Below are 15,027 nucleotides of genomic sequence, written 5' to 3' on the forward strand. Positions count from 1 at the left end.
ACATCCGTTTTCTGGTCATTTTCGAGCCGAGAATGATGGAAGACTTGCGATGGTGGTCCCCTCAGAATTGTCGTTTTTGATGGATTCTCCTTTGCGAGTTCTGCTTGTTTTCCCTAAATTAAAGAGAAACAATCACTTCAGTTCGGTTCAGAACAATTGTTCCAGAAGACATTTTCATCACATCATCCGGAATCTTCCCTGTTGATTCTGTTCACTCGTACAGCAATAATTTTCTATTGATGTATTAGATCATGTTTCGCTGTTGGCGAAACGTATACAATCATTTCGTTTGTTTGTCGGAGAATTCATCGATGGCAGAAGCAAAAGCCGCCTGGGGAATTGACATTGGTCAGGCTGGGCTCAAAGCACTGAAAGTCCGGTACATAGAATCGGCTGACCAAGTTGTCGCAGAAGCTTTCGACTATATCCCCTTTCCGAAAATCCTTTCTCAACCGGATGCAATCCCGGAAGAAATTGTTCCGCAGGCAATGGAAACATTCCTGGCCCGGAATGATCTCAAAGGGGATTTGGTGTCGATCAGTGTTCCCGGGCAATCTGCTCTGGCCCGCTTCATTCAGCTTCCACCAGTTGAAGCAGGCAAACTTCATGAAATTGTGAAGTACGAAGCCCGTCAGCAAATTCCATTTCCACTGGAAGATGTGATCTGGGATTATCAGCCACTTGGCGCAGGTGCTGAAGAAGGTGGTTTTCTGCTTGATGCCGAAGTCGGCCTGTTCGCGATGAAACGTGATCAGATCTATCAGCAGTTGCGACCTTATACAAATGCGAAGGTTGAAGTCGAGCTGATCCAGATCGCTCCGCTGGCGTTGTACAACGTGGTCAGCGTTGACGAAATGAAGATCCGCAAAGAGACCGAAGGGGATGCGGGCGAAGACCATTACATTGTCATGGACATGGGGTGCGACAACACCACGCTCATGGTCACTAATGGCTACAACGTCTGGATTCGAAACGTCCCGATCGGAGGAAACCACTTTACGCGGGCTCTGACAAAAGAGATGAAGCTGAGCTTCGCCAAGGCAGAGCACCTGAAGTGCAATGCCACGAAAGCTCCTGACCCACGTGCTGTTTTCCAGGCACTGCGACCAGTCTTTAATGACTATGTCTCGGAAATCCAGCGTTCCATCGGGTATTTTTCCAGTGTGAATCGCTCCGCCAAAGTCGTGAAAGTGATTGGCTTAGGGAACGGCTTTAAACTTGCCGGTCTGCAGAAGTTCCTGCAACAAAACCTTCAATACGAAGTGGAACGTCCGGACACCTTCAATGAACTCTCCGGTGATGCCGTTTTGAACTCACCAATGTTTGCCGAAAACATTTTGAGTTTTGCAGTTCCTTACGGTCTGGCATTGCAAGCACTCGGCATTTCTCGAATTCAAACTTCGCTGTTGCCACCGGAAATTTCCACCGCTCGCATGGTGAAGAAGAAAAAGCCCTGGGTCGCTGCCACAGCAGCTTCCATGCTGCTTGGTTTTTCCATGGCAACCGCGCTCAACGCGATGTCGTACAGCACGGTCCATACGAAAGAATTCGAAGAGGCTCAGAAGAAAGCAGAAGGATTTGGTCAGAAAGTTTCCGGGCTGAGAAGCAACTACGAGAGCGAAGTCAACACGTATAAAGGGACGGGCGAACGGCTCGAAAGCCTGATTGATAAACGCCGCGACGTCCACACCTGGACAGAAATGTACAATGCCGTTCTCGACTGTCTGCCACGAGATCCGGATGGAAAAGAGTTCTCTCAGGATGAAATCAACCTGAGAAACCGAATTTCCATGTCCGCCTTGACGAGCGACAAAATGGCAGATCTGGCAACCTGGTACGAAGGACTCAGTTCTGAACAAAAAGAGTTCATGACTGCCGAAGACAAAGAGTCTGGACCATCTGGAGAAGGCTACTTAATTACGTTCGTCGGACAACACTGGCATCATGACCCCAACGACATCATTGAAGGTCAGGACATTCAGTATGTGGTACACACATTCCTGAAGAACCTTAAGCAGCCAGTCATCCACAGAGATGGTTTCCCAGAACGACACGTTCGAAGGATGGGAATCACGCACCCAACAATTATTAACTTCAGCAAGACCATCGAAGATTTCCAGATTGATGGAGGGGCTCCAAGTGCCCAGGCTTCAAGGGTGCTGGACAAAACAAACCCTCGACAACAGTTTGGTGGGAACCCCGGTGCAAACCCGGGATACGGAGCCGAACCAAGTGGAGCGGAGCCCGGTGCAGGTCTTCCGATGCCGGGGACGTCTGGCGGCAAGGTTAAGAAATTGAATCGGACAGACTTTACGATTCAGTTTGTCTGGAAGCCGACTCCCAGAGCAGAACGAGAAATTCCAGAAGAGGAGACTCCAGAAGCGGAAACTCCTCAGGAAGGTGGCGAACAGCCCACAACTGATACGCAACCGCTGACAGATGAATGACCGATGAATGACTCAGCGGAATAGCTCTGATTTCGAATTCATATTGAACTCATAGATCACTCGAGGGAATCGTCAACGCGGACGAGGAAATCAAATGGATAAGCTACAACCTATTATCAAGAATCGTTTCTGGATTCTTGCCGGACTTCTGCTGCCGCTGGCGATGTATGGTTTTTTCTCAGCCAATTCCAAGCTCAAAGCAGCCACGGAATCTCGCGAGACGGCGCTCGATGGTGTTCTCTCCAATATCCCCGGCGGGACCAATGATGCCAATGAGAAGTACGAACAAGGTCTGAAGAAGATCAATGAAGCGTACACAAAGAATGTTGACCAATCGATTGTCGGGATCTGGAACAAACAACAGGAACGAATGACGTGGCCAAATGTCGTTCGAAACCATCTCCCTAAGAAGTTCCTGGGAGATTTTGATTACCGGGGAGTCGTGGCGTATCAGGCTGCCTATCCGCAACTGATGAAGGATTTGCAGGCTCGAGTCGAGCCGGTCATGCCAATGGAAGGCTCACGCGGATTTGGTGGAGGTCCCATGATCGGTGGCGGACAGCCACAGCCTGCGGATGTTCCCTGGCAACAAAAAGTCATCCTGGCAGCCTCGATTCCACAGGCTCATTTTGGACGAATGCGACCAACTTCCGAACAAATTTGGAATGCACAAATTGACATCTGGCTGTTGCGTCTGCTTTTCGACGCTGTTGCTCGATTGAATGAAGACAAAGACTCAGCGACCGAAGCTATCCTTCGTCGAATCGACACTCTGCAACTTGTTGGTGGAGATGGAGAGCCAGTCCTGACTGGCGGCAGTTCAGGCGGAGGCGATGCTGGAAGCGGCGGTTACGGAGAAGCCATGACTGGCCTTGAACCGGGAGCTCAAGGAGGCGGCTACGGTGGAGGAAATCAAACTGGCGGGTCGAAAGTCGCTCCGATTTCTTTCAGTCCAGCTCAGGAGTTTGGATCTGACTTGGACTCCAGCGGCGATGGCGGCGGAGGAGGAGGAGGGGCAGATGATATGGCCTATGGGGGTGCAGGAAGTGGCGGAGGAGGAGCGCAGAATCAGACACGCTTGCGTTACATCGCTGAATCTGAAGAGGCTCCTTTTCTGGAACGCGGCTTCTACATGAGCGTCATCATCATGCAGGATAAAATCCCGGACTTCCTGGTCGCTCTTGCCGATTCGGAATGGCCTATTCGTGTCGTTCGATACAATGTTGGAAAGAACCCACACTACAGTGAAAAACGGACTACTGGAGGCTTTATGCCGGGCTTTGGAAGTGGCGAAGAGATGAACTTTGGGCCTGCAGCTTCAGACACTTTTGGAGGCGGATCTGGTTATGGGGGGGGAGAAGGAGGACTCGGTGGAGTCGGTGCAAAGACCGGAATCCCCGGTGTCGGAAACCTGATTCAAAACCTTCCACCATTTGCAGACGCAGCGATGCAAAATCCGAATTTGGTTCAGTTGGACCTGTGTGGTGTGATCACAATGTACAAGCAGCCACAAATTATTATTGACGCAATTGATAACCCAGCAGCAAGCTCGGAAAATCCCGACCAGCAAGATGGCAATCCTGCTGTGTCAGAAGAACTGGCCCCCGCAGCGCCTGAAGAACCAGTTCCCGGTGACAGCGATGCCGCGGCAGACGACGCGACCCCGAAAGCTTCTGAGTCAACGACAGACGAAAATGTCAACTCCTCGGAACTTGAGAAGCTGTAGTTTCGTCAATTGCAATAACGATCATTTCAACGAGAAATTCAATTACAACAACCGAACAGGTTGAGGTGAATTATGGCGAAGTTGGACATTAAACAGGCAGCAGTGAAACACGTCGAAAAGGCGGTTTTCGGCGTTGTCATTCTTGTCGTCCTATTAGGACTCATGAGCGCGAAATGGTCTCCTTACAAAAAGACTCCTGGTGAAATTAATCAGAAGGTCGCAGCAGGTGAAAAGAACCTGCGAAATCATGGGTGGCCTGAAGAGGAAAAAGAGCAGTATCCGGTAGTCAGCACGAACCTTCGTGTCGAACAGGCGTTGTATGCTCGCGTTGACCCGCGTCCGCTGGAAGGTTCTGTCGCTCCTATTGTCGACCCGCGCGGACGGAACGAGCCTGTCACGGAACTTGTGTTGAAAGCTCCGGAAGATGCAATTGCAACTTCGGGTCGAGCTTTTCTCAGTCTTGCTGGCCCTGCCGAGGATGTCGAATCTGAAGAGAGCGAAATCGCGGCGACCACAGATGCCAAAGAAGAAGACGATAACGAAAACATGTTGGACGAACTTCGTCAGCGGGAAACGACCGGCGGCCTGGCTGGGCCGGGTAGCGCTGGCGGCGAATTCGAAGGTGGTTATGAAGACTTGGCAGTTGCCGTCATGGATCCATCCGGAAGTTATGGTGCTCCAGGCGGTGCAGCAATGGGTGAATTTGGTGAGGCAGGCGCAGGCATTGGGGGTGTTGCGGCTCCTCGTCTGAATGGGCAAGGATATTTCTTCGCGTCCGTCAGAGCAGTTTTTCCACTACGTGATCAAATTTCAAAAATTGCTGACGCGACAAATTTGTCGTACCATCAGGCTGCCGCACTGTTTGAAATCAAAGACTTTGAGCTACAACGTCAAATGGCACAAAAAGGGCCAAATCCGTGGCCAGAAGGAGAAGAAGGCTGGGAGAAAGTTGACATTCAAGTTGCTCTCGACGTTTTGAATTCCGTCTCCGATTTCGAGGCAGATGTTGTCAACAGCGTTGTGACAAACAGCGTGATCACCATGCCGCTGCCCGCTCGAATTTCCGGAATGTGGCGTAATCAGGCGACGCATGAACGTATTAAAAACTTCGTTCTCACACCGGAGCAGGTGAACGTCGAAATGGAAATGAACAATGCTCTACTGCTCGAAGCCGTTAAGAGTAAGAAGTCTGTGAGTCGCTCACAGGCCAGTCTCGGTGGATTCAATCAAGTCCAATTTGACTCGCGAGGGATTCAGGGCGATTTGATGGGGACCGAGAATATTTACGGAGGAGCTGGCGGGTACGGAGGCGGAAGTTATGGCGGGGCAGGCGGAGGTGCTGGCGGTTATGGAATGGAACCAGGTGCTTCAGGCGGTCGAGCCAGCGGAGGACGTGGCGGCCGACGGACAACCGCAACCAACCCCAACAGTCCACTCGAACAGCTTGTGGAACGGCTGGCAAAGAATGCTGAAGACCCCAAAGAACAAGAACAACTCATTCGCGAATGGATCATGAAACGTGCTTCCGTCGACGGAGAGTTGCTTCTGTTCAGGTATTTCGACTTTGGAGTCGAGCCAGGAAAAACGTATCGCTACCGAGTCCGCTTTACACTCAAAAATCCAAACTTTGGAAAACGTATTGCTGACGCTGGTGGACTCGCTCATGTTGTTGCAGGCGAAGAACGAACAACTGACTGGAGTAATATCACCAAGCCTGTCACTGTCGTTGATGACATGGAGTTTTTCCTGACACGTGTCAACGAACCTAAAGGGAGCACCCGTCTACTCCCTTCCGCTCAAATGGATGTTTACTTCTGGGATTCAAAATACGGAACCATGGTGAACAAAGCGTTTGAAGTCCGTATGGGACAGGCGGTCGCTGATAAGGTGGAAACTCAGGTCATTGATGCAGCCGGACAGGAAGTGAAAGAGGAGGATTACACATTCGCTTCAGACAGCTTCCTCGTTGATGTGATTGAGGACATTCGTATCGATCGCGGGTTCCACAACAATGAACGTATCGAGCCCTCCTTAAGACTCAATTTGGTACGAGGACACCGGGATCACTTCCGGAATGAGAGCCAGGTCCTGATCAAAACTGATGAAGAAGAATTGGTCGAGTACGATGGAACAAGTATGGCCAGTGCTCACGAGCAAAGTAAGAAGTACATCGAATTCCAGAAGGAACAGTATGACAGGCTGTTGAAAGCCAAAACGGCTGCTTTCGATGCTCAAGGTATGGGTGAGTATGGAGACTTACTGGGTGGTGAGCCAGGTGCTGGTGGCTACGGCGGAGCGGATGGTATGGAGATGGGAATGATGGGAGCTCCTGGTGGAGGTCGTAAACGTAGTTCACTCCGAAAGAGAACATCCGGCCGAGGCCGTGGTGGGTCCCGTGGATCGGGCAGTGCAAGTGGCTCATATTAGAGAGTATCGAATACTGTCCTTTACGTTCTGCCTCGTGGCGAGCAGTTTATGAACTCATAAAAGTGAGCTTCAGGGTACGACCAGCATTGGAAAGACTCTCATGTGAGACTGCTTGTTCAGGACTTGTCAGCTCTGGCCGAAATTCTCATGTTTTCATTACGTTTCTGAGCAGACGATATCGTCTGCTCAGAAACGTTTTTTTACGCGCCGACGCAGTTGCCTTTACCGAGAGGCAATCGTGCCTCGGTTCGGAGTCTGCTTGGTCTACTGACCTCAATGGTACAGGCATTCTTGTGAGGGCTTAAAATCGTTTCAGAGTGTCCAGAAAATCGTTGCACTCAGCGACTCGTTCGTTCATCGTGCGGATTGATCAATGGAGCAGTTTGCTCTACCGTGTGCCCGTGAAGAACGCGTTTCACCAGTAAAATTCCTGTTCGTCATGATGTTCACAACTTCAGAAGTATTCTGGTGACAATACCAAAGCTTCTGAAATTGCTATGATTCACTCGGGTTACGATTCGTTTTCAAGTTTTTTCCAGAGCTCATTCATGTTTCACCGAACTTTACTTTTCAGTGTCACCCTTTTCGCAACTCTCCCCATACAAGCAGCGGAAGTAATTTCAATTGCTGGCAATGGCGAGAGGCAATTCTCGGGTGATGGGGGACCAGCAACAGAAGCGGGGGTCGGAAACCCTTTCGGTGTTGTGATCGGTCCAGATGGCGCTCTTTATATTTGTGAAGTTTCGAATGATCGCGTCAGAAGGCTCGATCTCAAGACCGGAATCATCACAACGGTCGCTGGCACAGGCGAAAAAGGCTACTCAGGAGACGGTGGTCCTGCGACTGAGGCCAGGCTCAACGAACCCTACGAAGTTCGTTTTGCAGCCAATGGTGATATGTATTTCGTTGAGATGATCAACGCCGTCGTCCGTAAGGTTGATGCCAAGTCTGGAATCATCTCGACCGTTGCCGGGACGGGGCAACCTGGATTTGGAGGCGACGGTGGCGACGCGACAAAGGCACAACTTAACCGTCCGCATTCCATCGTTCTGGACTCAAAAAACAATCTGTACATCTGTGATATCGCCAATCACCGGATTCGACGAGTTGACCTTGGCACGGGTATTATCGAGACCTTCAGCGGTACTGGTTCAAAAGCGAAAACTCCCGATGGGGCACCTGCTTCAGGAACTCCACTCAATGGCCCCCGCGCCCTCGATTACGATGGCAAGAACAACTTGTTTCTGGCTTTGCGTGAAGGCAACGCTCTTTACCGGATCGACTTAGCAGCCGGTACGTTGCATCACCTCGCAGGGACCGGCAAGAAAGGCTACTCCCAAAGTTCTCCTGCGAAAACCGCGCTTCTCTCCGGGCCGAAAGGGGTCGCAGTTGGAGCTAATGGTGACGTCTACTTAGCTGACACAGAAAGTCACACCATTCGAGTTTATCGTGCCAAATCGAAACTGATTGAAACGGTCGTGGGGGATGGAAAACTTGGAGATGGTCCAGACGGAAAGCCTCTCACTGCCCGCCTTGCTCGCCCCCACGGAATTTGCCTCGACTCACAAGGAAACATCTACATTGGCGACAGTGAAAATGACCGTGTCCGCGTGCTTCGAAATCGCTCAAAGGTTTCAGAGTAGACCAATGTGAAAACTTCGCAGTGAGCGTGTCGAATTATGTTTTCTGGTATTCAGCATTCAACCCAGCCTCAGTTATGGCAAAATCTAAACTTTCAGAAAACGTTCGTCAGGCATCCCGGCAGGAGCAATTTTTAAACGTCATTGACCGAGACGAAGCAACTCGGCGTTTCCAATCCAGCTTAACTCTCAAACCTTTGGGGGTTGAAAACATTCAGCTTGATGATCTTCACGGCCGGGTGTTGGCACATAATATTCAAGCGAAGATCGATGTCCCCGGGTTTGATCGTTCTAACGTCGATGGGTTTGCCGTCATCGCCGAGGAGACTGCTGGAGCTCAGGAGGAGACTCCCTGTTTTCTAAAGATCAACAATGAATCGCTCCTCCCGGGGCAACGACCGAATGCGACCGTCACCCCCGGGACAGCAACTCCTATCTCGACTGGTGGCATGGTTCCCCGCGGCGCGAATGCGATCGTGATGATTGAAGAGACCGACCTGTGCGAGCAGGATGGTGTCGAAACCGTCACGATTTCACGTTCAGTCGCACCTGGGAATATGATTACCTACGCGGGTACCGATATCGCCCAGGGTGAAACGGTCCTCTGGGGAGGAACGAAGTTGACTTCCCGGGAGATTGGCCTGCTCGCATCACTCGGTCAAACGGATGCGCCGGTCTTCAAATCTCCCCGTGTCGCCATCATTTCGACAGGTGACGAAGTTGTTGCCCCGGGCGAGACTTTACCGGTCGGTTCTATCTATGACTCAAACGCAGCCATCCTTTCAGCAGCGGTCAAGGAATGCGGAGGGACTCCTGTTTTTGTAGGGCGAGTTCAAGATGAGGCTGATCAACTGCAAAAGATGATCAACACTGCACTCGAACAAGATGTTGTCTTACTTTCTGGAGGGACTTCGAAGGGGGCTGGTGATATTTCATATCGCATCGTACAGCAGTTCAACGACCCCGGGATTGTGGCTCACGGTGTTGCGCTCAAACCGGGAAAGCCGATCTGCATGGCGGTGACACAAGGCAAACCGGTTGTCATCCTTCCTGGATTTCCAACCTCAGCGATTTTTACTTTTCATGAATTTGTTGCTCCTGTGATTCGTAAGCTTGCTGGTCAGCCGGCTGAAAGTCGAAAAACAGTCCGAGCGAAATCACCAATCAAAGTGAACTCCGACCGGGGAAGAACGGAATATCTTCTGGTTCGTTTATTCGAGTCTGATGGCAAACGCCACGCCTATCCAATGGGAAAAGGTTCGGGCTCGGTCACCACATTTTCTCTTGCTGATGGATTCCTGACGATTCCTCAGCACAGTGAAATTATTTCTGCCGGGACCGAAGTTGAAGTGACGCTTCTCGACGAAGAGCTCCAAACCAGTGACCTTGTCGTGATCGGGAGTCATTGTGTCGGGCTCGATTTGTTGCTGGGGAAATTACGCCTGCAGGACCTCAAACCTTCAATCATGCACGTCGGCAGCGAAGCGGGTTTGTCTGCTGTGCAGCGAGGTGAATGTCACTTGGCTGGAGTCCACCTGTTGCATCCTGAGACGAACATCTACAACGTTCCGTTTCTCACCGAAGAGCTCTCGCTCATCAAAGGGTATCGGCGTATGCAGTCGTTTGTCTGCCGAAGCGACGACGAGCGATTTTCCGGACTTGATGGCAAATCAGCAATCCAGGTCGCGTTGAATGCGAGTGATTGCTCGATGGTCAATCGCAACCCCGGGAGCGGAACTCGAATACTGACCGACCAACTGCTCCAGCAATTGAATGAGAGTGATCGACCTCCGCATGGCTATGCGATGCAAGTCAAATCGCACAACGCAGTTGCCGCTGCAATCAGACAGCAGCGAGCTGATTGGGGAATCGCCATCGACTCGGTCGCGAACGACTACGGGCTGCAAAGCTTCCCTTTACGAGAAGAACATTTTGATTTTATCATCCGCAAAGAAAACTTACAGCAACCACAAATTGTTGCTTTTCAAGAAATGCTTCAGCAACCTGAAGTGCAAGCGGAACTTGAGCAAATTGGCTTTCAAGTCGTACCTCAGGAAGCTGGATTTCTCGTCAATAAGTAGCACCCTACTGCCGGGCTCTTTACCGCAGTGATGCCAGTAAGTCTTTTGCTGCGCCGGCAAAAACCAGGGTGTCGACGCTTGCTGTGATGAGCGTGCATCCCCGTTCGATGTATGGCTGAACTGCTTCTCCGGTCACTCCAAACCAACCAATGGGAACCTTCGCGTTCTGGCAGGTTTGGATCACATGGTTGATCGCTTCCACAACTTCCGGGTCATCAACTTGCCCCATTTTTCCCATGCTGGCAGCGAGGTCATAGGGACCGAGTTGAACCGCATCGATGCCCTCCACGTTGACAATCGCTTCAATGTTTTCAACTGCCTGATAATGCTCCGCTTGCACAATCACCGCAATCTGGTCGTTTGCATTTTCCACATAGTCAGCAAACTTCAACCCATACCCGTGTGCCCGAGCCAATCCGACTCCGCGTGATCCCATTGGAGCATATCGGGACCAGCTGACGACGTTTTTTGCGTCTTCAACAGTGTTGACCATCGGGACGATGACTCCATCGGCACCAAGGTCGAGCACCTTCTTGATTGGGACTTCTTCGACAGCTGGCACACGAACAACACATCCCAGTCGATGACCGACAGCCTGCAAGATGGCTCCGACGTCTCCCGTTTCCAGCGGACCATGTTCACCATCAATGAACAGCCAGTCAAAACCGAGCTCCGCCAGAATTTCGGATGTCGCAGGAGTCGTCAATGTCACCATGGTTCCGAGCAGCAGCTCATGTTGACTTAACCGAGATCGAAAATTGTTCGCCATAACCGCTTTCCAAATGTGGGCTGTCTTGTCTGAGAAAACGATGATCGTTCCACAACTTCATAATGTCAAATGGGACTCGGACGGAGATTTCCGGGAGATCGATCGGGCATGTCGTCACCAAATTCTTCGTCTTTGATTCGTGGTGAAGAAATCAGCGATGCGTTGGAGGATGTTCCTGTCATCTTTGGCTGCTTTCTTCTCAGAATAATTTGAGATGATCCTGGAAATTTTCTCGACCAGCTTGAACTGAAAACAGATGGCCCCAATACTTCACATTCAAGTTCTTTGATCGATTCAACCTGCTTGTCAGTTGTTGATGACAGGCTCCTGAGCAGGATTTTCATGATGCGTACTTCGATGTATTTCGCACTCGCCTTTACATTCGTTCCGATGTTGCAGGCATTCTCCGCTGATGAAGCTCAGCCTGTTCGTATGGGGTGCGGAATGATGACATTCGACACTGTCCCCGGTTGGGGGTTAGGAGAAGACGGGAAGTCCGTATTGGGACCAACACACGGTGGAGTTGTCATCGACAGCGAAGGGAACATTTACACAAGCGCAAACATGGGAGTGTTTGTCTTTTCCCCCGATGGAAAAGTCATTCGACGATTCCTCGGTGATGCCCACTCCAACATTCACGATATGGAAATCCGCAAGGAGGGGGATGAAGAATTTATCTATGGTGCCCGAAATGCAGCTGGTGAAGGAATTAAGTTCAGTGCGGAAACAGGCGACATCGTCTTAAAGCTTCCGTTCCCACAGGAGTCTGGGCTCAAGCTTAAAAAGTTCGCCCCCACAGCGATCACCGTCGCGCCGAACGGGGACATCATCCTCTCGGATGGTTATGCGAGCAATCATATTTTCAAGTTTGACAAGAACGGAAAATACCTCACGCACTTCGGTACCAAAGGAAATGATCTCAAGCAGTTCAACACCGCACACGGAATGACTTTAGATACTCGCTACGACCCGCCCCGGTTGCTGATCTGCGATCGGAACCATCAACCTAAGGGCCGCTTGCTGCATTATGACCTTGACGGAAACTTTATTGAGGAAGTCACCACTGGTTTAGGGATGCCGACTTCTGTCGCAGTGCAGGGCGATTACGTTTCCGTTCCTGATTTGCATGGTCGTTTAGTGATTCTCGACAAAAGCAACACGATCATGGCAGTCCTTGGTCACAATCCGAATCCTAAAACTCGCGGAAGTTTTAACGTTCCTCAAGACAAATGGATTGAAGGAATCTTCAGCGGAACGCATGGCTCCTACTGGGACAAAGACGGCAATCTCTATGTTCAAGACTGGAACGTCTCCGGACGTCTTATGAAACTGGTCCGCGTCAAAGAGTAACCATAACACGACCGACAACCACTTCAAGTGTTGAACTGACAGCGATTCAAACGCTCCCATTCCTCGTGAATGAGGGAGTTTTTTCCAGTCGGTTTGCATCACAGGTCTATAGAGTGAAAGAGCGTGGAGATCTGATTCGCAACTTTGCTGGTGAAATACGTTCTACAGCAGTTTTGAAAAGAGGTACGCGGTCAGCCTCGTGACATTGAAAGATTCATGGCCATAAACAGAACTCTTCACGGGGATCAGAAACACGAACATGTTCTCAGCGGACAGAGATGGAAATTAAACAGTTCTCTTTGAGGGTGCGATTGCAGAATTCATCCGGATTTAACAGACTCTGTTTCATCTATAACTTTTGATCTATCCTCGATGAGCTGACTATGAACGAAACGTCCGCACCCCGTCCCTGGTACACCCGGATTGGTCCTGGACTCATCACTGCCTGTGTGGTGGTTGGTCCCGGAAGTATCATGACGAGCTCCACTGTGGGAGCGAACAATGCTTACTCTCTCCTTTGGATTGTCGTTGCTTCGGTCGCCTTCATGATGGTCTACATGACCATGGGCGCTCGCCTGGGAGTTGTGGCCAAAGATTCGCCAGGCAACCTGATTCGCAAGAGAACGGGCAAATGGCTCGCAGTTCTCGTTGGTGGTTGCGTCTTCTTTATCTCGGCAGCTTTTCAGTCCGGAAACAATATTGGGGTTGCCGCAGCCTTTGAAGCATTCATTGATTCGAAAGAAATTGTGACCGGCCTGGTCATTGTCTTTAACGTCATAGCGATTTCGTTTCTGTTTGCCTTTAAAGACATGTACAAAATGCTCGAACGACTGATGATGACGTTCGTCGGTCTCATGTTAGTCAGCTTCGCCGTGAACTTGATCCGCCTTAAACCTGACCTGAATGCCATGATGTGGGGGTTCGTTCCGAATCTGGACCAGATTGACACTTCGAAAGCAGAGAACATGCTTCCTTTGCTCGGTCTGATGGGGACAACTTTTGTGATCTCGGCTGCGTTCTATCAGGCATATCTGGTTCATCAAAAAGGATGGGGACTTGAGCAACTCAAGAGTGGTTTAGTCGATGCCCGTGTTGGATCGGTCATCATGGCATTGATCACAATCATGCTGATGTCGACCGCAGCAGCCGGTTTGTACACCGGAGAGGTCGTTAGACTCAACAATCCGGTTGACGTCGCGAAGTCGCTGGAGGAAACATTTGGAGCGAGTGGAAAAATCGTTTTTTGTCTGGGGCTGTTCTCGGCGGCATATTCATCGTTCATTGTGAATTCAATGATCGGGGGATTTACTCTTTCTGATGGGTTAGGATTGGGAAGCAAGCCGACTGATCTCTGGCCTCGCTTGATGACGACACTCGCACTTTTGACTGGCATGGCGGTCGGAGTCGCTACACTCGCATTCGACTTTGACCGAACTCCGACGATTATTGCGGCTCAGGCGGTCACCGTTGTCGGCGCACCGTTGGTCGCAGGAGTTCTCCTCTGGTTAACGAGTCGCAAAGACATAATGGGCGATCACGTCAACAGCACGTTCACGAATGCCTTCGCAGGTTTGGGGCTGGTTTTGCTGATCGCCATGGCTGGCAAGACGGCGTTTTACGACCTCCCTGCGAAATATCAGAAATGGCAGGAGGACTCAAAGAAAACTGCCACCGTCCACGTTTTAGACAATGATCAATTTTACTCAAATCATTTTGAAACTCTCCTCCGAGATCGATCATGCTAACCGAATATCAGCTCTCGACATTCCAGGAAACGGGGCACCTGACCGTAGAAAATGTCTTCACGCAAGAAGATATTTCGAAGGCGTTGCAGGACATCGAATCGTGGAGCGAAGAGTTTCTTGCACGAATGAGTGAAGAACAACGCCGCTGGTTTCTCGAAAGAGGAGGAACCGCTCAGGCACTCCGTAAGCTGGACAATCCGGCGTATCATCGAGAACAATTTCAGCAGATGGCGAAGCACCCCGATGTCGTCGCGATCGTCGAACAATTGATTGGCTCCGGGGTTTCCGTTTTCTTCAGCCAAGTCTTCATGAAACCGCCAGAAGTCGGCGGACCGAAACCAGTTCATCAAGACAACTTCTATTTTGGCCCCAATGATCTCGACGCGACGCTAACAGTCTGGATTGCTCTCGATGAGGCGACCATTGAAAACGGTTGCCTCTACTACGGGGATGGAAGTCATAAACGCGAAGTCCTCGAACATTTCGCCCCGGAAGATGAACCGTTCAACCTGCAAGTTGAAGCAGACTTGATGAAGCAATTCGAAATGACGCCTGCTCCTGTCCCCAGCGGCGGAATTTCCTTCCACCACGGGAACACATTGCATCAATCGTCGAGCAACACCAGTCAGCGACCTCGCCGCGCAGTCGCGTTTCACTACTTAAGGAATGACGCAAAATTAACAAAGCCGGGCTTGCCGTACGATCTCGACATCGTTGTCAAAGTCAGCTGACTCTGAGTAGCGCATTTTCAATGCTTGTTGTGCCCGTGAAGGTCACTATCATGACTTCATTGACTGCGTCGCTCTGAGGCTGAACCTGAAGAGCAGATTGAAGTTGACACA

9 protein-coding genes are annotated in these 15,027 nt (G+C 50.6%); 8 read left to right on the forward strand and 1 reads right to left on the reverse strand.

What is annotated here, in order from left to right; all coding sequences use genetic code 11:
* Nucleotides 1–311 precede the first annotated feature (311 nt).
* The 5 genes from pilM (at nt 312) to Mal48_RS15845 (ending at nt 10,321) form a co-directional block, all read left to right on the forward strand.
* Nucleotides 312–2,447: a type IV pilus assembly protein PilM gene (pilM, locus tag Mal48_RS15825; protein ID WP_145201603.1), complete on the forward strand. Its 2,136-nt coding sequence runs from the start codon at nt 312–314 to the stop codon at nt 2,445–2,447.
* A 94-nt stretch (nt 2,448–2,541) separates the two neighbouring features.
* Nucleotides 2,542–4,173, forward strand: a complete 1,632-nt coding sequence (locus Mal48_RS15830; protein WP_145201605.1) for a hypothetical protein — start codon at nt 2,542–2,544, stop codon at nt 4,171–4,173.
* A 72-nt stretch (nt 4,174–4,245) separates the two neighbouring features.
* Nucleotides 4,246–6,600: a hypothetical protein gene (locus tag Mal48_RS15835; protein WP_145201608.1), complete on the forward strand. Its 2,355-nt coding sequence runs from the start codon at nt 4,246–4,248 to the stop codon at nt 6,598–6,600.
* A gap of 548 nt (nt 6,601–7,148) precedes the next feature.
* Nucleotides 7,149–8,243, forward strand: a complete 1,095-nt coding sequence (locus Mal48_RS15840; protein WP_145201611.1) for an NHL repeat-containing protein — start codon at nt 7,149–7,151, stop codon at nt 8,241–8,243.
* Nucleotides 8,244–8,317: 74 nt separating this feature from the next.
* Nucleotides 8,318–10,321, forward strand: coding sequence for a molybdopterin biosynthesis protein (locus Mal48_RS15845; protein WP_145201614.1), 2,004 nt, complete (start codon nt 8,318–8,320; stop codon nt 10,319–10,321).
* A 19-nt stretch (nt 10,322–10,340) separates the two neighbouring features.
* Here Mal48_RS15845 and Mal48_RS15850 read toward each other — a convergent pair whose 3' ends face one another.
* Nucleotides 10,341–11,090 carry an HpcH/HpaI aldolase family protein gene (locus Mal48_RS15850; RefSeq protein WP_145201617.1) on the reverse strand — a complete coding sequence of 250 codons (750 nt, stop codon included), beginning with the start codon at nt 11,088–11,090 and terminating at the stop codon, nt 10,341–10,343.
* A 342-nt stretch (nt 11,091–11,432) separates the two neighbouring features.
* Between Mal48_RS15850 and Mal48_RS15855 the strand changes: the two genes are divergently transcribed.
* From Mal48_RS15855 to Mal48_RS15865, 3 genes are all read left to right on the forward strand, one after another.
* Complete coding sequence (locus Mal48_RS15855; RefSeq protein ID WP_145201620.1) at nt 11,433–12,440, forward strand: NHL repeat-containing protein; 1,008 nt, start codon at nt 11,433–11,435, stop codon at nt 12,438–12,440.
* Nucleotides 12,441–12,823: 383 nt separating this feature from the next.
* Complete coding sequence (locus Mal48_RS15860) at nt 12,824–14,185, forward strand: Nramp family divalent metal transporter (RefSeq protein WP_145201623.1); 1,362 nt, start codon at nt 12,824–12,826, stop codon at nt 14,183–14,185.
* Complete coding sequence (locus tag Mal48_RS15865; RefSeq protein ID WP_145201626.1) at nt 14,179–14,916, forward strand: phytanoyl-CoA dioxygenase family protein; 738 nt, start codon at nt 14,179–14,181, stop codon at nt 14,914–14,916. Before Mal48_RS15860 ends, Mal48_RS15865 begins: the two co-directional genes overlap by 7 nt.
* Nucleotides 14,917–15,027: the final 111 nt, after the last annotated feature.

Source organism: Thalassoglobus polymorphus, from assembly GCF_007744255.1.
GTDB lineage: Bacteria > Planctomycetota > Planctomycetia > Planctomycetales > Planctomycetaceae > Thalassoglobus > Thalassoglobus polymorphus.